22 protein-coding genes and 1 pseudogene are annotated in these 20,925 nt (G+C 63.3%); 12 read left to right on the plus strand and 11 right to left on the minus strand.

The annotated features are described in order from the left end of the window. Positions 1 to 100 precede the first annotated feature (100 nt). Both NJT13_RS11085 and NJT13_RS11090 read right to left on the minus strand, forming a co-directional pair. Positions 101 to 286, minus strand: a complete 186-nt coding sequence (locus NJT13_RS11085) for a hypothetical protein (RefSeq protein WP_340681167.1) — start codon at positions 284 to 286, stop codon at positions 101 to 103. A 151-nt stretch (positions 287 to 437) separates the two neighbouring features. Further along, entirely contained in the window at positions 438 to 617 is a 180-nt protein-coding gene (locus NJT13_RS11090; RefSeq protein WP_254521648.1) for a DUF7470 family protein, read from the minus strand. Positions 618 to 747: 130 nt separating this feature from the next. On the opposite strand from NJT13_RS11090, the gene eif1A reads away from it, so the two are divergent. Continuing rightward, entirely contained in the window at positions 748 to 1,038 is a 291-nt protein-coding gene (gene eif1A / locus NJT13_RS11095) for a translation initiation factor eIF-1A (RefSeq protein WP_254521654.1), read from the plus strand. A 558-nt stretch (positions 1,039 to 1,596) separates the two neighbouring features. On the opposite strand, the gene NJT13_RS11100 is transcribed toward eif1A, so the two are convergent. The 5 genes from NJT13_RS11100 to NJT13_RS11120 all read right to left on the minus strand — a co-directional run bounded on the left by NJT13_RS11100 (position 1,597) and on the right by NJT13_RS11120 (position 8,450). Then, positions 1,597 to 1,974, minus strand: coding sequence for a phenylacetate--CoA ligase family protein (locus tag NJT13_RS11100; protein ID WP_254521656.1), 378 nt, complete (start codon positions 1,972 to 1,974; stop codon positions 1,597 to 1,599). A gap of 7 nt (positions 1,975 to 1,981) precedes the next feature. Continuing rightward, on the minus strand, positions 1,982 to 2,980 hold the full coding sequence (locus NJT13_RS11105; RefSeq protein ID WP_254521657.1) for a phenylacetate--CoA ligase family protein: 999 nt from the start codon (positions 2,978 to 2,980) through the stop codon (positions 1,982 to 1,984). A gap of 2,079 nt (positions 2,981 to 5,059) precedes the next feature. Beyond that, on the minus strand, positions 5,060 to 6,172 hold the full coding sequence (locus NJT13_RS11110) for a pyridoxal-phosphate-dependent aminotransferase family protein (protein WP_254521658.1): 1,113 nt from the start codon (positions 6,170 to 6,172) through the stop codon (positions 5,060 to 5,062). A 414-nt stretch (positions 6,173 to 6,586) separates the two neighbouring features. After that, entirely contained in the window at positions 6,587 to 7,096 is a 510-nt protein-coding gene (locus NJT13_RS11115) for a cupredoxin domain-containing protein (RefSeq protein ID WP_254521659.1), read from the minus strand. Between the two features lie 121 nt (positions 7,097 to 7,217). Further along, positions 7,218 to 8,450 (minus strand): MFS transporter, encoded by a 1,233-nt coding sequence (locus tag NJT13_RS11120; RefSeq protein WP_254521660.1) that lies wholly within the window; start codon positions 8,448 to 8,450, stop codon positions 7,218 to 7,220. Between the two features lie 164 nt (positions 8,451 to 8,614). Between NJT13_RS11120 and NJT13_RS11125 the strand changes: the two genes are divergently transcribed. From NJT13_RS11125 to NJT13_RS11150, 6 genes are all read left to right on the plus strand, one after another. Next, entirely contained in the window at positions 8,615 to 9,271 is a 657-nt protein-coding gene (locus NJT13_RS11125) for a DUF6517 family protein (RefSeq protein WP_254521661.1), read from the plus strand. A gap of 194 nt (positions 9,272 to 9,465) precedes the next feature. Further along, positions 9,466 to 10,173 carry a hypothetical protein gene (locus tag NJT13_RS11130; protein ID WP_254521662.1) on the plus strand — a complete coding sequence of 236 codons (708 nt, stop codon included), beginning with the start codon at positions 9,466 to 9,468 and terminating at the stop codon, positions 10,171 to 10,173. Positions 10,174 to 10,456: 283 nt separating this feature from the next. Further along, the gene (locus NJT13_RS11135) at positions 10,457 to 11,797 is read left to right on the plus strand and encodes an O-acetylhomoserine aminocarboxypropyltransferase/cysteine synthase family protein (protein WP_254521663.1); all 1,341 of its coding nucleotides are present in this window, start codon (positions 10,457 to 10,459) and stop codon (positions 11,795 to 11,797) included. Then, positions 11,794 to 12,999 carry a homoserine O-acetyltransferase MetX gene (gene metX / locus NJT13_RS11140; protein WP_254521664.1) on the plus strand — a complete coding sequence of 402 codons (1,206 nt, stop codon included), beginning with the start codon at positions 11,794 to 11,796 and terminating at the stop codon, positions 12,997 to 12,999. Before NJT13_RS11135 ends, metX begins: the two co-directional genes overlap by 4 nt. A 95-nt stretch (positions 13,000 to 13,094) precedes the next feature. Then, positions 13,095 to 13,307 carry a hypothetical protein gene (locus tag NJT13_RS11145; RefSeq protein ID WP_254521665.1) on the plus strand — a complete coding sequence of 71 codons (213 nt, stop codon included), beginning with the start codon at positions 13,095 to 13,097 and terminating at the stop codon, positions 13,305 to 13,307. Positions 13,308 to 13,343: 36 nt separating this feature from the next. Then, positions 13,344 to 13,898 (plus strand): DUF7978 family protein, encoded by a 555-nt coding sequence (locus NJT13_RS11150; RefSeq protein ID WP_254521666.1) that lies wholly within the window; start codon positions 13,344 to 13,346, stop codon positions 13,896 to 13,898. A 137-nt stretch (positions 13,899 to 14,035) separates the two neighbouring features. On the opposite strand, the gene NJT13_RS11155 is transcribed toward NJT13_RS11150, so the two are convergent. Both NJT13_RS11155 and serB read right to left on the minus strand, forming a co-directional pair. Further along, positions 14,036 to 14,425, minus strand: a complete 390-nt coding sequence (locus tag NJT13_RS11155) for a hypothetical protein (protein WP_254521667.1) — start codon at positions 14,423 to 14,425, stop codon at positions 14,036 to 14,038. A gap of 215 nt (positions 14,426 to 14,640) precedes the next feature. Continuing rightward, positions 14,641 to 15,285 carry a phosphoserine phosphatase SerB gene (gene serB / locus NJT13_RS11160; RefSeq protein WP_254521668.1) on the minus strand — a complete coding sequence of 215 codons (645 nt, stop codon included), beginning with the start codon at positions 15,283 to 15,285 and terminating at the stop codon, positions 14,641 to 14,643. A gap of 122 nt (positions 15,286 to 15,407) precedes the next feature. Here serB and NJT13_RS11165 point away from each other — a divergent pair, with 122 nt between their 5' ends. Both NJT13_RS11165 and serA read left to right on the plus strand, forming a co-directional pair. Beyond that, a complete protein-coding gene (locus NJT13_RS11165) occupies positions 15,408 to 16,103 on the plus strand; it encodes a DUF7978 family protein (RefSeq protein ID WP_254521669.1) in 696 nt (231 codons plus the stop codon). Between the two features lie 228 nt (positions 16,104 to 16,331). Continuing rightward, positions 16,332 to 17,915, plus strand: a complete 1,584-nt coding sequence (gene serA, locus NJT13_RS11170; protein ID WP_254521670.1) for a phosphoglycerate dehydrogenase — start codon at positions 16,332 to 16,334, stop codon at positions 17,913 to 17,915. Between the two features lie 87 nt (positions 17,916 to 18,002). Here the strand turns inward: serA and NJT13_RS11175 are convergent, their stop codons facing one another. Then, positions 18,003 to 18,443, minus strand: a complete 441-nt coding sequence (locus NJT13_RS11175) for a PIN domain-containing protein (RefSeq protein ID WP_254521671.1) — start codon at positions 18,441 to 18,443, stop codon at positions 18,003 to 18,005. Further along, positions 18,440 to 18,736 (minus strand): AbrB/MazE/SpoVT family DNA-binding domain-containing protein, encoded by a 297-nt coding sequence (locus NJT13_RS11180; RefSeq protein ID WP_254521672.1) that lies wholly within the window; start codon positions 18,734 to 18,736, stop codon positions 18,440 to 18,442. Before NJT13_RS11180 ends, NJT13_RS11175 begins: the two co-directional genes overlap by 4 nt. 478 nt (positions 18,737 to 19,214) lie before the next feature. On the opposite strand from NJT13_RS11180, the gene hisI reads away from it, so the two are divergent. From hisI to NJT13_RS11195, 3 genes and pseudogenes are all read left to right on the plus strand, one after another. Further along, positions 19,215 to 19,583 (plus strand): phosphoribosyl-AMP cyclohydrolase, encoded by a 369-nt coding sequence (gene hisI / locus NJT13_RS11185; protein WP_254521673.1) that lies wholly within the window; start codon positions 19,215 to 19,217, stop codon positions 19,581 to 19,583. A gap of 1 nt (position 19,584) precedes the next feature. Continuing rightward, positions 19,585 to 20,763 (plus strand): DUF7118 family protein, encoded by a 1,179-nt coding sequence (locus tag NJT13_RS11190; RefSeq protein WP_254521674.1) that lies wholly within the window; start codon positions 19,585 to 19,587, stop codon positions 20,761 to 20,763. Between the two features lie 59 nt (positions 20,764 to 20,822). Then, positions 20,823 to 20,924: pseudogene (locus tag NJT13_RS11195) on the plus strand (universal stress protein); the annotation flags it as partial. Between the last annotated feature and the right edge of the window lies 1 nt (position 20,925).

A 20,925-nucleotide genomic window follows, 5' to 3' on the forward strand; every position in this document is an offset into this window, starting at 1 on the left:
TCTGCGACCGTCGCTACGTAACGGTTGGAGTGACGGACGCACGAAGTATCGACCCGCATACCGAGGTCGTATTTCGCCGTCTATTCGTCGACTCGAGAGCCTACGTCACCGAGCCGGTTTCTAACGGCGACAGCACCGTCGGCACCTCCTCGATGGCGACCTCCTCGGTCAGATCGTCGGTGTCGTCGACCGGTCCGTTGACGTTGATGTACAGCGCGTGGGCGACGAACCCGATCGCGACCGCTCCGAATCCGACGATTGCGGCCGGTGACGGGATGGACGTCACGAGGCCGACCAGGGCCCCGATTCCCAGGCTCGCGCCGATACCCCCAGATGAGATCGTAGTACTGGAGCGTGTATCCCATACGTCAGATGCGCGGTCCAGGAGCCAAACGCTCGAGCCGTCGTAATTGGGAGTTCCCCTCCGCTCCGTGAGTTCAGAACATCCCGAAATTCCGGAGCATCCCGGAGATCAACGATCTGACCAGCAGGCCGAGCCCGGCGACGATGAGCGCCATCCCGATGGCGATCAACAGGCTCTGGGATGCGATGAGGGCGATACCGGCGAGCAGAACGACGATACCGGCGACGCCGAGCGCGTCGAGCGATTGCAACATATACGCAGGGCTCGAGAGGCGAGCGGAATAAACGACGCGGTTTTTCGCCCGTGGAGTGCCCAGGCCGACGACGAGGACTGGCGCGAAAGAACGATAAAGGATTAAACCGCTCGACCGCCAACCGACGGCCATGAGCGACGACGGGAACGGCGGTCGGAAGAACCTCCGGATGCCCGAGGACGACGAGGTCTTCGCGACCGTCACCAACATGCTCGGGGCGAATCGGGTGACAGTACGCTGTGCCGACGGCAAAGAACGCACCGCGCGGATCCCCGGCAAGATGCAAAAACGCATCTGGATCCGCGAGGACGACGTCGTCCTCGTCGAACCCTGGGACTGGCAGGACGAAAAGGCCGATATCACCTGGCGCTACGAGAAGAGCGACGCCGACCAACTCCGGCGCGAAGGCCATATCCAGTAACACGAAATTTTTCGCTGCGGTCTGCGACGGCACACGGCAGCGATGCTGCCGGCGCCGTCGCGTCCCTCGGTAAAATTTCGATCAAAAGCACTCCTCTTTCCCCTCCATTCACTGCGTTCATTCCGGGTCAGTCGTCGGCCCGCTCGCGCCTCCGGCGCTCGCGGTGAACGCGTCGCTCTCGGGACACTCCGTTCCCCGACGCGTTCTAGCGGTTCGAAGCGAGCGCAGGGAGCGAGAACCGCTCACTCCTCGGTTCTTCGAACCGCTCGTTCGCCGACGCTCGAGCGAGTTTCCATGGCACGTTTCGATATTGCCACTCGGCTCTGTCGAACCAATCAGTAGATGACACGAGTTGCCTGGTGAATACTGAGGATTGGGTCACCGTACAGCTCTGTATAAAGGCGGTCAAATCGGACGTTGAATACGATGTCGACGAGGACCGAGGCTCAGAGATAGATTCCTCCTGCTAATCACTGCATCGAGGGCGCGTACGGGAACCCTGTCAGTCATAGATATACGAAAAACCGTCCTGGTCGGTCCACCAATAGCAAGTCTCGATCAGACGTCGGACCAGACGTGTCGGTACTTTCCACTCGTAGGATCTCGAGCCGGTAGTTCGGCCGCTAGCTCGACGGTCAGGTCTCGGACCTCGTGTGCATCAAAGAAGGCCACGAGAGCTGAATTGACCCTCTCCCACACTGCCGCTTCGTCGGCATCGTCCTCGACCTCGAGGCGAACGGTGACCGTCTCTGGGGCGGTCTTGACGATCTGAGATCGATGGACGCCGGGGACCTCCTCTACGACGCTCGTGAGTGCGAGCGGGAAGATCGGTATCTGCTCGCCAGATACTGCTTCGAAGTGTAGGATATCGCCCTGCCGGCCCTCAACCTCGATTACCGGGAAGGCGCTCCCACAGGGGCAGCGTTCCTCGTACATGGTGATGCTATCGCCGAGATCGTATCGGACAATGGGCTGGATTCGGTTCGCCAGGTTCGTCAGGAGAACCGTCTCGGATGGTTCCCCGAACTCGACGATAGTCCGCGTCGACCGGTTCGAGAACGATCCAGTCAGTATTGGCGTGCAAGTTCCCGTGATCACACTCGACAGCGATGCTATAGAACTCCGTCGCACCGTACACCTCGCGGACGGTACAATCAAATGTCTTGCGGAGGCGGGCCTTCTGGGCTTCCGTAATCGGCTCGCCGCTGGGTACGATGAACGCTGGCGAGAGGTTCAATTGCCCGGCCCGCTGCTCTCGCTCGAGTTCCATGAGGACAGTCGAGTACCCAACCAAGATCACTGGCTGAAACTCGTCGAGTTCCTGTACGATCTCCGAGAGCGGCCGGTCCGGGGAGACGAGGCGCATCCGGTCGCGAAGAAACTGATTCTCCCTCCGAAACATTTCGACGCCCGAAGCGGCGGCGAAGTGCCCGCCACCGACGGCAATCTCGGCGGTCCGTGCGTTGTGTGTGACGAGTCGTTTGATCGTCTCACCGTCGATGAAGGCAGGGGCCGACCATCGGTCGCCTACCGAGTCCGTGGCCAGCAACGACCACTCGTCCTGTAGAAAGGTGCCGGGTTCGCCGGTCGTTCCCGAGGTCAACCACACCGGGTAACGACCCAGAAACCGTTGGCCAATGGTCGCTGCTTCGCTCGTGAATGCCGCCACGTCCGCGAATTCGACCGCTGTATCGGTCACCACCGAATCAAAATGCTCCATCAACTGGGATTTGGTCACCGGCGGAAGCGATCGCAGATCGGTGATCGGCCGCTCGACGTCTGCATACAGGTGTTTGTAGAATCTGGATTCGCGGACGACGAATTCGAGGTGGTTCTGGAGACGTTGGTTCTGTCTCGCCTGGATCTCTTCGCGTGATGCGCCTTTCATCCGGTAGGCGCCGATACGCGCGCGAATTTTCTCGAACGCCGAGGGCTGTTCCATCGTCTAATTCTTCGTCGATGAGCGAAATAAAGCTCACAACCCGATAAGCCCCGGTTCCACTCGCTGCTGACGACGCGCCCTGTATCCAGCACTGTTACTGAGATTTGGGACCGATTGAGGGCTCCAACGACCCCCTCCGCTCCACTGCTCGAGGAACACCGCAGTACCCCCACAATTGCTTATTGCAACAGCTATCAGTAATTATATTATGCTTCATGTCGACTGTCACGATGGAAGCCGCGCGCTCCGAAAACGGACGCGGGGGCATGCGTACGAAATGCCCCGGGTGCTGTAACACCCGAGACGGGTGGCTTCCAAGCGCACACTTGGTTGCCATGTTTCACTTACTGCCACCGAGACAAAAAGGTCTCGCACGACGATCCAATACAGCCTTCGATCAGCATTCGGCTCCGGATTGGGGCTCATCTCCCCAGAATCTCGCCGATGATCGATCTCCTGGAGAGCAACCCAACGGAGAAAACGTCTCCGGACAGCAATTCCGGAGAGAGAAATCCAGCAGTCGCCGGTCCTGCGCTCGAGCGTCCCTGCGGTCGAGACCCGCTGAGGAGACGACGGCGAATTCTCCGACCGACGCGATCGAGACACGAAGCACCGACCGGCCGCAAGCCGACAGCTGCGATCGCTGTGGCGAGCCGGTGCGCGACGACCGGGTGATCCGCATCTCGAGCGAGCCGTGTCCCGAACTTGCCGACCGATATCGGAGCACGAGTCGGGCATACTGTCCCGACTGTGTGGCGAGTATCGGATTGCTCGCGCTCGCGACCGAATCCACGGATCTCGTTCCACAAGACCGGAGTGAGAGTCACCGAGGTGACGAAGTGGTGGCGCGAGACTAGTACTGCAAAATCGGTTCACTGGCCAAGTTCCGGGACCGTCGTTCGTCCCGGCGTTATTTTCTGGCGAGAATCACTACACGTGCGACCGTGACGCTGTTGTTGCTATCAGCGTCCGGTGGTGTTGGAGGAGCCGTGCTGAATACGAAACACGAACATTGTACATGCGGAAACCCAGGTCAGCTATCGGAGCGATCTGTCCAGTTAATCCCGCTTCCATCTTGCTCGTCGGGCTACCCAATAGAGCATGCCGAATATGAGAAGGAACGGCGGCGGCCTCTCGTCTAATAAGTATGCTTCTCGGTCCGGTGCCGGTGGAGCCCGATGTCGAGTTCCACTAGAAGGACCGCCTCTCCTTGGGGGAGAGGGCAAGATCCATGCCCTGATAGGTCTCAATTGTGATAATGCGACCCTTAGAGCCTCTGTATTATCACAGGGTCCCTTCGGGTCCAGTTTGTCTTCAAAACATTTATCCACGTTTTCATGTATATATTCGCTAGGCCTAGTATAATATGCTTCTTTCCATTTATATTGGATGCCGTCTTCGCATCCCGTGAATTCACGGCTGAAATAATTTCTCTTCTCGATAAGGAATTGGAAGAAGTAGCACCAACCGTCTACTTCTACCCATTTCTTTTTTGGCCGACCTGGTACACCCCAGACGAAAACCATCCACCAATCCCACGACCATACCCATTTATTCTTCCAGAATTTTTGCTTCCTGGGCATATCCGTATGACATCCCGATCGCATATGTATTTTAGCACCCATTGATGTGGTGAAATATCCCTCTTCAACGAATATTTCAATTTTTTACCATTCAGCAATATGCAATCAACAGTAAGCCATTCAGAATAGTACTCGATGATGCATCCCCTGGGATGGGAGTGATTTGCTGTCGGTCGCGTTCATACTACCGGACCGGATAGAAGAGAATGCCGTTCACTACGTCGTCCGTCGATAACGCGCTACTGCATAGATCCTCTCCGTTCAGCAGACCGATTTGACACCATCTGGAGCTACTCCGGCAATCATGGTATCGAGCCGATATGTCCGCATCGCTGAATGGTACGAACTACTTCCTCGGAGATACTTTCAGCGGTCGCGTTCGGACGGGTGCCCGGCCAGCACCCACCCTCGAGTCGGGACGCGACGATTTCACCGGGGAAACGGCGAAAGGAGTACAGCGTCGGCGAAAAATACGAGCCGCGTCCTCGAGCCCCGATTACAACCCGGCGACGTCTTCGATCGCATCGGTCAGTTCCCGGATCGACTCGACGTCGTGTTCGCCCATGTGACCGATGCGGAACGTCTGCTCGCCGAGCGCCGATCCGTACCCGTTCGAGAAGACCATGTCGTACTCCTCGGAGACGGCGTCGATGGTTTCCGCGACGTCGATGCCCTGCGTGTTCTCGATACAGCTGACCGTCTGCGATTCGTAGCCCTCCTCGGGGAACATGTCGAAGTGCTCGCGTGCCCACTCGCGCGTGTACTCGGCCATCTCCCGGTGGCGCTGATCGCGCGCATCGTGGCCCTCGGAGAGCATGTGTTTCATCTGTGTGCGGTAGGCGAGCATGATCGGAATCGCCGGCGTGGAGTGGGTCTGGCCCTTCCGCTCGTAGTAGTCGATCGTCCGCTGGAACCCGCCGTACCACGACGCCGAGTCGCTCTCGAGTTCGCGCTCGTAGGCGTCCTCGCTGACGACGCAGACCGCCAGTCCCGGCGGCATGGCGAAGGCCTTCTGCACCGAGGTGAAGATGACGTCGATGCCGTGGGCGTCGATGTCGACGTAGTCCCCGCCCAGCGAGGAGACGGCGTCGACGACGAAGTACGTGTCCGGATAGTCGGCGACGACGTCGCCGATCTCCTCGACGGGGTTCCGGACGCCGGTCGAACTCTCGTTCATCACGCAGGTGACGGCGTCGTAGTCGGTATCGCTTTCGTCCAGTGCCTCCCGCACGTCCTCGGGTTTGACCGCCCGCCCCCACTCGTACTCGAGGGTGTCGACGGATTTGCCGAGCCGTTCGGCGACGTTGGCCTGGCGCTCGCTGAAGCTGCCGCAGGTGGTACAGAGGACGTTCTCGTCGACGAGGTTGAGGATCGAACTCTCCATGAACTCGGTCCCCGACCCCGTGAGGATCACGACGTCGTTGTCGGTCTCGAGGAACTCCTTCGTGTCCTCGACGATGGTCGTGTACAGGTCCGTCATCCGGTCCATCCGGTGGCCGAACATCGGCTCGCACATCGACTCGATGACGTCCTCGCGCACCTCGGTCGGGCCCGGAATGTACAGCGTCTTGTCGGGGTAGTCGCCTTTATATTCGTGTTTCGTGGTCACGGAATTCACCTGAGTACGGCGTACTGGGTCGCGGAAGGGTATGGTACTTTTGATGCCGCATCGGACACGGGGCGACTCAGTACGCTGGCCCGTTTATTCCCGATTTCTTCTCGCGGCACGACTGCCCGTCCAGATGGTTCGCCGACCGTCGCTGCGAATGGACTTCGAGTCGTTCGGAAATAAAACGCCTCGACGTGACAACCGCGCGAGTACACTGTCCAGGCGAACGTCTCTCCGCAACGAGGAGACGCACAGGAGGGCGAATCGGCCTCGCCTCGCGACGAGGAAGCCGTCGGTCTCGTGTCGGCCACGGGAAAACGAACTCACAGAAAATTGTGACGAATTCGCCACAGAAGGGAGGTCAGATGACGGCGTCAATCGTCAGACGTGTTGCCGTCGTCGTTGGTGCGATTGTTATTCGACTTGAATGCTGCCTTTCATTCCCTGAGTACGGTGGGGAATACAGGCGTATTCGACCACGCCACTCGAGGCGGTGAACTCGAGAATCTGGTCCTCACCAGGTTCCGAGACTACGTCCGTCGGACCCGCGACCTGTTCGTCGCTGTCGTTAAAGATCGCGATGTTGTGGGCCACGGAGCCGCCGTTTTCGTCCCAGCCGATTTCGTAGGTTTCGCCCTCGGTGAGCTTGAGCGTCGGGTTCACCTGGCCTTCGATTCCGGACGGCGACTTGCCCTCCCACTTGTTGGCCGAAGTGGCCTTGAACATGATCTTCGCACCGGCTTCGATTGCGACGGGTTCACTGCCGCTACCGTTGCCGTTTCCGTTGCCGTTTCCGTTCCCGTTGCCGTTGCCGTTTCCGTTGCCGTTGCCACCACTGCTACAGCCGGCGACGAGCGCGGTCGACGCGGCCGCGCCCGTCAGCTTCAGTGCTGTCCGCCGTGAAACTGCGTTGTCTCGTGCCATCATCGGGGGTTGGGTGTGTGAACATAAAAATTGATACCTTCCACCCCTACGATGTTATGAGAATACATACCACAAAATAAGATCCTCGCACGTGAGTACCAGTCGTCGCGCCCGCCCGCGGTCACACATCGCCGCCGTCGCCCGTCTGTAACCGGTCTGGTCCCCCTAGCGACAGTCGCAGGAACACGGGCACGGTGACGACTGCGATCGCGATCTCGAGGCCGCCGACGACGAGGAAGGCCAGTTCGTACCCGTACCTGCCGGCGACGGTTCCGCCGAGGAGGAAGCCGCCGATGAAGCCGAGGCTGCCGGCGATGTTGAAGCCGGCCATGGCGAGCCCGCGCTCGCGGTCCTCGGCGAGGTCGGAAACTAACGCCATCGTGGCCGGGGCGACCAGCGCGCCGAGAACGCCGACGCCAACCATCGCCAGCGCAGCGGTCGCGACCGACGGAGCGGCCCCGACGGCGAGAATGCCCGCACCGTAACAGACCGACCCGACGACGATCGGAACCGTGCGGCCGATTCGATCCGAGAGCGCCCCCATCGGATACTGTAACAGGGCGAACGGAGCGAAAAAGCACGCCAGCATGAGGCCCGTCGTCCCGGCCTCGAGCCCGAACGCCTCCTGAAAGTAGAGGGTCCCGACGAGCGCGAAAAAGCCGGCCGTGAGCCGATCCACGAACCCGAACGCGTACGGAATCGACAGCGTGGGTCGTCGACGGACGCCCTCGACGAGGGCTCGAGCCGTCCGGCGTTCGTCGGGCGCGCGCTCCCCGACGAACGAGACGAGCGCGCCGACGCTGACGAGCAACGCGGCGGCGACCAGCAGCGGCGCGACCGGCGCGAGTTCCGTCAACTGTCCGCCGACCGGTGCGCCCAGGGCGGCGCCGAGTCCGATGGCGATCCCGGCCGCCCCCATGTTTCGACCGTGACCGCCCTCGAGGTCCATCAGCATGGTCATCGTCAGGGAGAACGCGCCGATGGTCATCGCGCCCTGAAAGACCCGCAGGAGGAGGACGCCCGCGAAGGGAATCGCCCCGAAGACGGGGACCGCGGCGAGGGCGGCGTACCCGACGGCTCCCGTCAGCGCACCGGCGACGATGAAGGGGCGTCGGCGACCGGTCGCATCGCTGGCCAGGCCCCAGACACCGACGAACGCGACGTAGGCAGCGAACTCGGCGACCAGGAACCACATGCTAGCGTCGAGCGCGGTCGCCGCGAACGCCGATGTCGCGCCGTCGGCACCCAGCGTCTGCACGAGTGTGGCGACGCCCGGATAGAGCAACACCTGCGAGAACAACACCGCGAATACGAGGGCGGCGAGGACGATCCGATCGCGATCACTCGAGGACACGGCCGCTGCTTGGCGCTCCGAGCGTATGAAGTCATCCGATTCGGCACGACCGAGCCACCGCGCCGGCCGCGAGGTCGGCGCCGAGATGCGGTCCGATCTCACGCACGCCGACCGGCGCAACCGAAACCGATGTGTTTTCGTCCAGTCGCGCCCCGGTACTATCGATGACAGTCACGCGTCGACAGCTCCTCGCCGCGGGAGCGACTGCCGGGACGGCGACCGTCGCCGGCTGCACCGGATTCCTACGAGATTCACTTTCGTCGACGGCGGCGACCGTCCCCGGAGCGGCACTCGAGGACACCGGCTACAGCGAACACACCGTCGACGAGGTCGTCATCGAGCGGACCGTCGGTCGGTTCGGGATCGATCGGTCCGTCGAGGTCCGAAACTGGTACGCCGAATACGATCGGTCGATAGCGCTCGATGCGCTCGGATTGACGCGCGTGCAAGCGGCGGTCGTCGCCGCCTTCACGACGCCACAGGTGTCGTTCCTCGGGAAGACGTTCAATCCCGTCGGGAACTACTCGACGGACGACCTCGTCGAACTGATCCAGGACCGGTACGACCGGCTCGAGGACGTCCAGTACGTCGACGAGGAACCGATTTCGATTCTGGGCACCGAAACGGCCCTCGTCCGGTACGAGGCGCGCGCCCGCCTGCTGTCCGCCGAAACCACGCTCGACGTCTACCTCCAACTGAGCGAGCCGGTCGCCCACGAGAACGACTTCGTGATCGGTGTCGCGGCCTATCCGCAGGTCCGGGGCATAGAGACCGAGTCCGACGCCGTCCGATCGCTACTCGAGTCGCTCGAACACGGGTGAGCGGACGCGCATCGAGGGAGAGAGAGTCAGGAATTGGTGACATTCGAATCGTCGTGGAATGATCCGTGACGAACGTGTAGCCCGCGATAACTGAATCTCCGAGGCGACGCACCGACGGTCGATTTTCGTAAACCTGCCTATACTAAAATTGGCTTCTCGTGTACGAACGGGCTCAGATGAAACGAAGACGCGTCGTGCAAATCGTGTCACTGGGAGGCCTCACACTCCCACTCGCCGGCTGTACGAACGATGCGGCCGAGGACGGGACCGAAAGCGATGATGGCGGAGAAGGAAGTGGCGGCGGTGATGGCGGAGAGGGCGACGATGGCACCGGAAACGAATCGGACGACGAGATAACCATCACGGCCGGATCGGGCCAGCAGGGGTTCTCCGGGAACGGCGACGCGCTCACCGACGACTTCGATATCGGAGGTGGTCTCACCGTCGTCGAGGCCGCCCACGACGGTGACGGCGAGTTCGGAGTCCGACTCATGCCGGTGGACGACAGAAATGGGACGCTATTCGCCGACTCGACGGGCTCCTACGACGGGCGGACCGCCTGGCATTTGCCCGGTGGATCGTACCGCCTCAGCGTCGTCGCCGGGGGCGACTGGGAAGTGCTCGTTCAACAACCGCGCGACGAGAGCGGAGAAAGCCCGCCGTTCTCGTTCAGCGGCAACGGAAACGATGTTCACGGCCCGTTCGAATTCGACGGGACGTACCGGCCGTCCGGCGACTACGGCGGGGATCGATTCATCGTCCACTTCCTCTCGGCGACGGGCGACACCCGCGAATTCCTGTTCCACGACGGCAGCATCGGCAATCCGCCGTCGTTCGAGTTCCACGACGTCGGGTACATAGAGGTCAAATCCGACGGCGAGTGGTCGGTCGAGGTCGACTGACCACGTTCGGTGGATATTTTCGGACGCGTTTCCTCGAGTTCGGCTCGACTACGCGATCTGTACGTCCCGTCGAACATTCGGACGTGACCGATAGCGTTCACATATCACGGGTAACGATGCTCAAAGAGATCGAGCGAAGCGTTCGACGAGGCCGCGTTCGTGTACTCGGGCGCAGAGCCCCGGCCGTCGGACCGCCGGCCCCATCCATGTCAGACATTCTCTAGCCTGCTGTTTTTGCCGTTACTACCATGCATATGAACGTGGAGAAGTATGCATACTAAACATGAGCGACGACGCGAGCGACGGGCGCGACGCCGACCGCGACGAATGCGGGTTCGGTACGCGCAGCGTCCACGCCGGCCAATCACCCGATCCCGAGACCGGCGCGATGGCACCGCCGATCTACCAGACGACCTCGTACGTGTTCGAGGACGCCGACACGGCCGCCGCCCGCTACGCCCTCGAGGACGACGGCTACATCTACTCTCGCATCGCCAACCCGACGGTCGTGACCCTCGAGGACCGCCTCGCCTCGCTCGAGGGCGGAGCCGGTGCGGTCGCGACGGGAAGCGGCATGGCCGCGCTGGATTCCGCGGTGTTGATTCTCGCGGAGGCGGGCGACAACGTGGTCTGCTCGACCGACACCTACGGCGGGACGACCGCGTACTTCTCGAAGACCGCGACCCGGCGGAATATCGAACCCCGGTTCGTCCCCACCATCGAGTACGACGAGTACGAGGCCGCGATCGACGAGGACACGGCCTTCGTCCACGTCGAAACGATCGGCAACCCGTCGCTGGTCACGCCCGACTTCGAGCGCGTCGCCGAGATCGCCCACGACAACGGCGTCCCGCTCGTGGTCGACAACACGTTCGCGACGCCCGCCCTCTGTCGCCCGCTCGAGCACGGGGCCGACGTCGTCTGGGAGTCGACGACGAAGTGGCTCCACGGCTCCGGGACGACCGTCGGCGGGGTCCTCGTCGACGGCGGCTCGTTCCCCTGGGGCGAGCACGGCTACGACGAGATCGCGGGCGAAAACCACGCCTACCACGACGTCGACTTCTCGCGGGACTTTCCGGCGGCCCCCTTCGCCGCGACGGCACGGTACCGTTCGCTGCGCAGCCTCGGCAACCAGCAGTCACCGTTCGACGCCTGGCAGACCCTCCAGGGCCTCGAGTCGTTACCCCTCCGCGTCGCGAAACACTGCGAAAACGCGTCGATCGTCGCGGACTACCTCGACGACCACGAGGACGTCGCCTGGGTCACGCATCCGGGGCTCGAAGACCACCCGACCCACGACAACGCCGAGCGGTACCTCGAAGATTACGGCGGAATGATCGCGTTCGGGCTGGAGGGCGGATTTCAGGCGGGCAAGGCCTTTTGCGAGAACGTCGAACTCGCCCAGTTCCTCGCGAACATCGGCGACGCGAAGACGCTGGTGATCCACCCCGCCAGCACGACTCACGGCCAGCTCACCCCCGACGAACGGGAGGACGCGGGCGTCACCGCCGACCTGATTCGGATGTCGGTCGGGATCGAAGACCCGGCGGACATCCTGGCGGACCTCGAAAGAGCCATCGACGTCGCGTCGAAAGCCTCTCGAGAGGAAGGTGAGCGACGATGACGACGAAAGAGACGATCGACCTCGGTGAGTTCCGATTCGAATCCGGGGAGTCGATCCCGAACCTCGAAGTGGGCTACGAGACCTACGGCGAGTTTACGGGCGACAACGCGGTGCTGGTCTGTCACGCGCTGACCGGCAGCGCCCACGTCGCCCGTCGGCCGGACGCGGGCGGCGAGACGGCGGGGCAGGCCCGGGCCTGGTGGGGCGACGTCGTCGGGCCCGGGAAAGCGATCGATACGACGGAGTACTACGTGGTCTGTGCGAACGCGCCCGGTTCCTGTTACGGGACGACCGGCCCCGCGAGCGAGAACCCGGAGACGGGCGAGCCCTACGGCACCGACTTCCCGCCGGTCACGGTCGGAGACTGGACGCGAGCCCAACGCGAGTTGCTGGACGCACTCGGCGTCGGTCGAATCCACGCCGTCGTCGGCGGCAGCGTCGGCGGTATGAACGTCCTCGACTGGCTGCGACGGTTCCCGGACGACGTCGAACGCGCCTGTGCGGTGGCCGCGGCCGCCCGACTCGACGCGCAGTGTCTGGCGCTCGACACCGTCGCCCGGCGGGCGATCACGTCCGATCCGAACTGGAACGGCGGCCACTACTACGGCGGCGAGCCACCCGAGGCCGGACTGGCTCGAGCCCGACAGATCGGCCACATCATGTACCTCTCGAAGGCCTCGATGGCCCGCAAGTTCGGCCGCCGCTCGGCGGGCCGGGAGACGGTCCGCGAAGAGCCGCCGGACGCGGCGGCCGCCTTCTTCCCCTACCGCGAGGTCGAGTCGTATCTCGATTATCAGGCCGACAAGTTCACCGACCGGTTCGACGCGAACAGCTATCTCTACATGACGCGCGCGATGGACGACTTCGACCTGTCGGCGGGCTACGAGTCCGACGCCGACGCGCTGGCCGCGTTCGAGGGGGAACTCCTGGTCCTCTCGTTTACCGGGGACTGGCACTTCACCGTCGAACAGGCGGAAGCGCTGGCCGACGCCCGTCGCGAAACGGGCGTCGACGTCTCCCACCACGTGATCGAGTCCGACCACGGTCACGACGCCTTCCTCGTCGAGCCGGAGAAGGTCGGTCCGCCGCTTTCGGACCTGCTCGAGGATGGACTCGCCGGCCGTGCGATTACCGATACGAGACAGGAATCCGATAATTCCGGGGACTTCGCCCCGGTTCACACGAGCCTATTTTCCGAGTGATCCGAAGGCGAGACCAAATCTTGATAGCTGTTTTTGGCTCGAGAGTGCAGAATAAAGGGCCTATTTCGGTGAATTATACTAGCGAAGGGACGGTTGTGACACAACGTTATAATATCAGCAAATCTGATCTGTTAGCGACGTCAGATGGGAAGCAACTGGGATACGAGGAGGAATCGGAGGTTCGACAGCAGGTACCGAGGACGAGGGGAAGCGAACTACCGATCAAGGAGGGAGCCGTGTTCGGTAGTATCGGGGTAGTCGTCACGTATCTGATGCACCTCTATCTGTCGATGGTGGCGTCTGCATAGGCGACGCCCGTTATAAACACCAACGGAGAGACACCGGTGGCGACCGATCTGGTGAGTTCGTGGGTCGCAGCAGGGTGGAGTTACCTCAGCACGTTCGGCGTCGGGTTCGAAGTAAACGGTGAGGCGGCAACGCTCGGACAGGCGCCGAACAACGTCGCGGCGATCAGTAACTCGCCGTTCGTTCTCGCCACCACGGTCCTGTTTGCAGTCACGGTCGGAACGGTGATCGCAGCCGGGTACGGAATCGCCCGATACACTGACGCCGATGACCCGGTCGAAGCGGCGAAAGTCGGTCTGACGGTCGTTCCACCGTATCTGGTGTTTGCCGCCCTCGCCGCGTTCGTGATGACCCACACCTACTCCGATCTGGTGACCGTAAGCCAGCTCGCCGGGAGCGTCCCGATGCTACAACCGAGTACGTTCATCAACGAGGGATCCGTCGCGATGAAACCGACTTTCGGTGCGTCGACGACTGACGCGATTCTCTTCGCGGGTATCGTCTTCCCGACCATCTTCGGGGTCGCTGGAGCACTCATCAGTCAGGGGAACGGCGTCGTCGATGCCGCGATCGCCAAAGTAAACGAGCGGTAGCGGAGCGGTTCCGCGAGTCGTCGCCGGACGACACGACGAAGCACTGTTTTTGCGACCGGGCCGGGAGACGAGTTTCGATCGACTGTCCACGTGCGCAATTGCCGAACGGCATTTCGCGAGGAGACCAGTCCCAGAGTCTAGCGCTCGTGACCCTGCCCGTGGGCCCGAACGTGATCGAACACGACGTACTGCTCGGCGTGCGGTCGATCGGATCGCCGGCGGTCGATCCAGTACCGCAGGTCGGAGACGAACAGCGCGAGATTGTCGTGGGCAAAGAGCGTCATCGAAACGCCCTGCGGAGAACGGAACGTGGCGATCAGCGACCACATCGAACCGGCCGCGAACGCGCCGGCAGCGGAGAACCGCATCCCGAGCGTAAAGAAGGTCATCGCGTAGACGAACCCGATTCCCATCGACGGCAGACTCGTGCCCAGCGGAACCCGCGCGCTGGCATCGCGCAGCGTCGGCGCGAGAAAAACGATCGAGAGGGCGCTTCCGAACGTGAATACCAGGTCTTGCCACATCATCGGATAAAATTACTCGCCCTCGAGTTAATAACTCCCTCGGTGCCGAAATCGGCCGTTGTCCGTGACGGTCTCCGAGCCACGAACGATAGGATAACACGACGATCGGAGGTGCGGAGGCGTCGAATCCGGAACCCGGACGAAAACGGCGGGACCGCACCGAGCAGGAACCGGACGGTGCGAGGGCGCGGAGCGAACCGGTGGTGTTCGAGTTCCCGTCAGCGCTCGAGTACGGCGGTTTCCTCGAGTAACGTCTCGCGGGCCTCGGCCATCGACGTGACGACGACGTCACAGTGGGGTTCGACCGCCGGTTTGGGCTCGAAACCGATCGCGAGTCCGGCGACCTGGAGCATCGGCAGGTCGTTCGCGCCGTCTCCGACGGCGATGGTCTCTGCTACGTCGACGCCGACGTCGTCGGCGAGATCCGCGAGCGCGTCGTCTTTGGTGCCTTCGATCAGCGGGCCCTCGACCGCGCCGGTGAGTTCATCCGCCCGCATCGGGAGTCGGTTCGAAACGATGTGGTCGACCGAGACGTCCTCTCGCTCGAGGGCGGCCGCGACGCCGCGTTCGAAGCCCCCCGTAAGAATGGCGGTCGTGACGCCGGCGGCGTTCAATTCCGCGATGAGGTCGGCGGCCCCCTCCCGAAGGACGACTTCGTCGAATGCGGCCTCGGCCTCGGCCCGGGGAAGACCTTCGAGCAGGGCCGCGCGTTTGCGGAGGCTTTCCGCGTAGCCTATCTCGTCGTTCATTGCACGCTCGGTGATGTCCGCCATGTCCGCGGCGACGTCGCGGCGATCGCCGAGCAGTACGGTCATCTCGGAGTCGGAAAGCGTCCCGTCGAAGTCGAAGGCGACGACTGTCATCGCTCCCCGATTGTCGGTCCGCGGATAAACCAGTTCAGGTTTCTTCGTGGACTCGATCACGGCCTGATTTCGGCCCCGTCCCTACCGAAATATATTATCGACGCGTTCACGTTGACGAGCATATGTCGTCCGAACGACGATTCGAGTACGAGAAGGGGCCGCGCCTCGAGGACGAACGAGAGACCGACGAAAGCGATAGCGAAGCCGTCGGCGACGACGGATCGGACGACGGACCGCATCGAGAGCGCCATCAACTCGTCGTCCGGCCCTGGAAAGCCGGCGCTGTCGCGGGCGTCGGAGCCTTCACCGTCGTCTTCGCGGTACTCTACCAGTTGGCCGGAGCGATGGTCGCAGGGGGAGCGTTCGGCGGATCGCAGGACCGGCCGAGTCGCTGGGTGATGACGGGGTTGATAACCCTGGGAAATCACGGGGTGACGATCGAACACGGCGGCGAGACGATACGAGGTGGGTTCGGATACGTTCGCGGACTGACCAGCCACGTCGGTGCCCTCGTACCGATCGCCGTGTTGCTCGCCGCCGGCTACCTCCTCGTTCGGTACGTCCGCCTCGAGACGCGCCGGGAAGCCGGCCTGGCAATCGGCTCTCTGATCGGTAGTTACATCATCTTGGTGACTGGACTCTCGACGATCGCCAGGTGGACGCCCCCACAGGCCCTCGAGACCACCGAGGAAGTTCAGACGGTCGCTGCGGGGACCGATCTCGGCACGATCGTCTCGGTCGGTACCACTGCGATCGTGTTCGTCACGATCGGGGCCGCCGTGGCCGCCCTTCCGCAACTGGTGGCGGCCAGGCAGTGAGTTCCGTACTCGAGGTCTTCGAACGGAAAGACGTCCTCGCCGACCCCGCGAATCACCGCCGTGGCCGTCCCCGGACGGCCCGGTCCCGGCACTGACTGACGTCGAGATTCGGCCCGTCGATCGAACCGGCGGTGGGGACCGCCCCCGTTTCAGTCCACGACCGAGGTAGTTTTTGCCGACGACCTCGACAACGGAAGGGTTTACCTGTTCCGACCGGTTGTCTCGCGCATGAAGGTTCTCGTCACGGACCCGATCGCAGACGCGGGTCTGGACGTACTCAGAGACGCCGGCCACGAGGTCGAAACGAACTACGACGTCGACGGTGACGACCTCCTCGAGGCGATCTCGGACGCCAACGGATTGATCGTTCGGTCCGGCACCGAGGTCACGGACGAGGTCCTCGAAGCCGCCGACGAGCTGGTCATCGTCGGTCGGGCGGGTATCGGCGTCGACAACATCGACATCGACGCGGCGACGGACCACGGGGTCATCGTCGCCAACGCTCCGGAAGGCAACGTCCGTGCCGCCGCCGAACACACCGTCGGGATGACGTTCGCGGCCGCTCGTTCGATCCCGCAGGCTCACATCCGCCTGAAGAACGGCGAGTGGGCCAAAAGCGACTACCTCGGCGCCGAACTCGACAGTAAGACGCTCGGCGTCGTCGGCCTGGGCCGCGTCGGCCAGGAAGTGGCGAAGAAACTCGACTCCCTCGGGATGGATATCGTCGCCTACGACCCCTACATCAGCGAAGAGCGGGCCCAGCGTATCGGGGCAGAACTCGTCGACATCGAGACGTGCCTCGAGCGGGCCGACTTCCTGACCGTTCACACCCCGCTCACGCCGGAGACGGAAGGGCTGATCAGCACGGACGAACTCGAACTGCTCGGAGACGGCTACCTGATCAACTGCGCTCGCGGCGGCGTCGTCGACGAGGACGCGCTGGCCGCCAAAGTCGAAGACGGAACGGTGGCCGGCGCGGCGCTGGACGTCTTCGCCGAGGAACCGCTCTCGCCGGACTCGCCGCTGCTCGAGCACGACGATATCATCGTCACGCCCCACCTCGGGGCGTCGACGGAAGCCGCCCAGGAGAACGTCGCCACCTCGACCGCCGCGCAGGTCAACGCGGCGCTCACCGGCGAACCCGTCGCAAACGCCTTGAACGCGCCCTCGATCGACGAGAGCGCGTTCCCCCGCGTCGAGCCCTACATCGAACTCGCGGAGACAGCCGGGAAAGTCGCGACCCAGTTGCTCCACGGCCGCATCGAGGACGTCGAAGTCACCTACGAGGGAGACATCGCCGGCGAGGACGTCGAGTTCGTCACCGCGTCGGCGCTCAAGGGCGTCTTCGAACCCCTCGAGTGGCAGGTCAACGCCGTCAACGCACCGCAGATCGCCGAGGACCGCGGCGTCGACGTCACCGAATCCAAGACCCGTCAGGCCGAGGACTTCCAGAGCCTGATCACCGTCACCGTCAGCAACGACGACGATCAGGTGTCGGTCGACGGCACCCTGTTCGCCGGCGACGATCCGCGGATCGTCCGCATCGACGGCTACCGGGTCGACGCCATCCCGCACGGCCGAATGGTCATCACGCGAAACACCGACGAACCCGGCGTCATCGGCCTGATCGGCACGGTCATGGGCAACCACGGCGTCAACATCGCCGGCATGTTCAACGCCCGCGAGGCCATCGGCGGCGAAGCCCTGACCGTCTACAACGTCGACAACGACGTCCCCGCCGAAGCGAAAGCCGAACTCGAGGACGACTCGCGGATCATCGGTGTCAGCGACATCACGCTGAACGGCCAGTAACCGATCTCGCTCGCGGAATCGGTCCCGGCGCAGCGAATAGGACGTCACGAGACTATCTATCGACTTATTTTGGGCTCGAGAGTCGGTCTACACGCCGTGATCGCGAAATCGCTCGCAGGACACCTCGAGCGGGAGATCGTCGAAATCGTCGTCGCCCCCGACGAGGAGCGTGGCGTCTCGTTCGGATGCGAGCGCGACGGCGGCCGCATCGGCCAGCGAAACGTGGCCGTCGGCTTTGACCGTTCCGGTGAGTCGCCAGTCGGCAGACGCAACGGCGAGCCCCTGTCGTTCTATCGCGCGGAGGTCCCGGTCAGCAATTCGAAACGAGTCGGGGGTCGAGACCTCCGCGTTCGTCCCTTCGAAACGAGCGACGAGAGAGAATACTTCGCTGGCGTTCAGTTCCGCGAGAAAGCCATCAGCGTCCCCGGCAAAAACGGCAGTGAGGACCTCCGCAACGAAGTCGTGACCGGGTTCGCCGTAGAGATACGCGATGATCGCTTCGGTGTCGAACACGTAGCGGTCGCTCATTCGTCAGACGCCGGGCGGAGTCGATCGAGCGACCCATCTTCGCGATGGTGGTCGGCCTCTCTGAGTTCGCGAACCCGTCTGGTGACGGACCCCGGTTCGTGTTCGCCGGCGTGGATTCCGTGGAGTTCGTCGGGCGATGGAACGGGCTCGATAACGATCCGCTCGTCCTCCTCGTACACGAACACCTCTCCCGGCGTCTCGATGCCGAACTTTTCCCGTAGTGCTTTCGGGATCGTCGCCTGTCCCTTCTGAGAAACGCGTACGACTCGAGGCTTGTTCGTACTACTACTCATTAGTAGTTGTACCTACAGCCCCGAGTGTTACTAGAGGTATCGCCGGTTCTGGCTTGACCGTACGTTCCGACTGGCTGTTCTCACGGGCCACTTCCAGAACCGAGAAAGGTTCACGAACCGGAGAGTCCGTCCCGACGCGGACCCGGTCCGTTACCGTTGGTAGCCCCTCCCGGATGGGGGTACGGGACGTGCCAGGTCCGTACGGCGGTCCCGGAACACCAGCCGACCTCGGGCGCTCGAGGACGGCGCAGAAACGAGGCCAACGTCCGCTCGGGGACCGACGTCGCGAACGCGCTCGTCGCCCTCACGAACGGGTGTATAGAACGGAAGAGATGCGGGAAGCGCGACGGCACCGGTCGCGGGACGCGGTCGCCAGACTCGAACGACAGCCGCGTGTCCGCGACGGAATTCGCGCGCCGATTCTCGGAGACCTGGCCGCGGCAAAAGACCTATCGCCCGGACGAACGACGTCTCGAGTATGGACGACGACGTTTCGGTCGACTTCGGCGAGGACGGACTCGTCCCCGCCGTGGCACAGGACGCCGATACCGGCGAGGTGTTGATGCTGGCGTACGTCTCTCCGGAGGCCCTCGAGCGAACGCGCGAGACGGGACGGGCCCACTACTACTCCCGGAGTCGGGACGAACTCTGGGAGAAAGGCGCGACGAGCGGCCACGTCCAGGCGGTCGAGGAGGTCCGAGTCGACTGCGACGCCGACACGCTCCTCTATCTGGTCGACCAGGAGGGCGGGGCGTGTCACACCGGCCACCGGTCGTGTTTCTACCGGACGATCGACGGAGAAATCGTCGGCGACGAAGTGTTCGACCCGAACGCCGTCTACGAATAGGATGAGCGATCGTGCCCACCCGACGGACGTCGGCTCCGACAGCGGGGCCGAGACCGACGGGACTCCCACCCCGCTCGAATCACTCGAGGCCGCACGACGGCGCCTCGAGACGGCCAAACGGCGGATCGAGGATCACGGCGACGGGTCGGTCGAGGAAGCCGCCAGCGCCTACCGCGACGCGACGAGGCTGTTAGAGGAGTACGTCGACCGCGCGACCGGGACCGGCCGAGAGAACTTCCAGGCCTACGTCGAACTCGAGGGACGGTTCGAAACGCTCGTCTCGAACCTGTCCGACGACCTCGTCGAGTACGAGGCGTTCGAAGACGCGCTGGACGCGATCGACAAGCGCCGGCTCAGCGAGTCCGACTTCGACCGAGCCCGCGAGGCCCTCGAGCCCGCGGCACGGTGTGCGGACCTGCTCGACGAACGCGACGCCGCTCGCGAGGACCTGGCGGACGCACGGAAAGCCGCGAACAAGCGCCTCCGGACGATAGCGGACGAAATCTCCGAGCGCGAGCGGCTGCTCGAACTCGCGAACGCCGACCTCGACGCGCCGGTCGAACGCCTTCGAGAACCCGTCGAAACCTACAACGACGCGATCCGCGACGCGTTCCAATCGTACCGGCTCGAGGCCTCCGCACGTGAGGTGTTCGACCTGCTCGAGCGGAGCCGATGGTACCCGTTCGTGACCTACGAACTGCCGCCGGACGACCTCGAACGGTACGTCCGGACCAATTCGGCGGGCGAATACACGATCCCGGAACTGCTCGAGTACGCCGAGTACTCCCGATCGAAGCTCTCCCACTACGTGGACAGCGCGGACGAACTCAAGCGCAACGTCGCGACCCAGCGGACGTTTCTCGACGGCATCGGCCCCGAGCCGCTGACGATCGACTGGCCGCCGGAACCCGCCGGCGCGCTCCGCTGCCGGGCGCGGGAGTATCGCCCGTTCGTCGAGCGCGTCGCCGACGAGGACACCGTCGCGGCGCTGCGCGACGTTCGATTGCTCACCGCCGACCCCGAGTACGACCGCCTGCAGACAGCAGCACAGGCCATCGATCAACTTACGCCCGCCGAACGCGAGCGATTGACAGACGGCCGCGTCGAAGCCGAACTCGAGGAATTACGGACGGAGCGCGCGCGACTCGAAGACGCGCTCGCGGTCGAGGACCCGATCTGAACGACGGTCGGCGTCTCGACGGAAACCGACGTCGGGCCACCGGCCCCGCGCTTTACTCACTGGGGAGCGAAGGCAAGGCCGGCGTCTCGCGGGTGTTACTCGGAAGCGTCGCGAAGGGTGTCTCGCGACGGGCGTCGGTTCCGGTAACGGTCGTGGCGTGAC

The sequence above is a fragment of the Natrinema caseinilyticum genome, from assembly GCF_024227435.1.
GTDB classification, from domain to species: domain Archaea; phylum Halobacteriota; class Halobacteria; order Halobacteriales; family Natrialbaceae; genus Natrinema; species Natrinema caseinilyticum.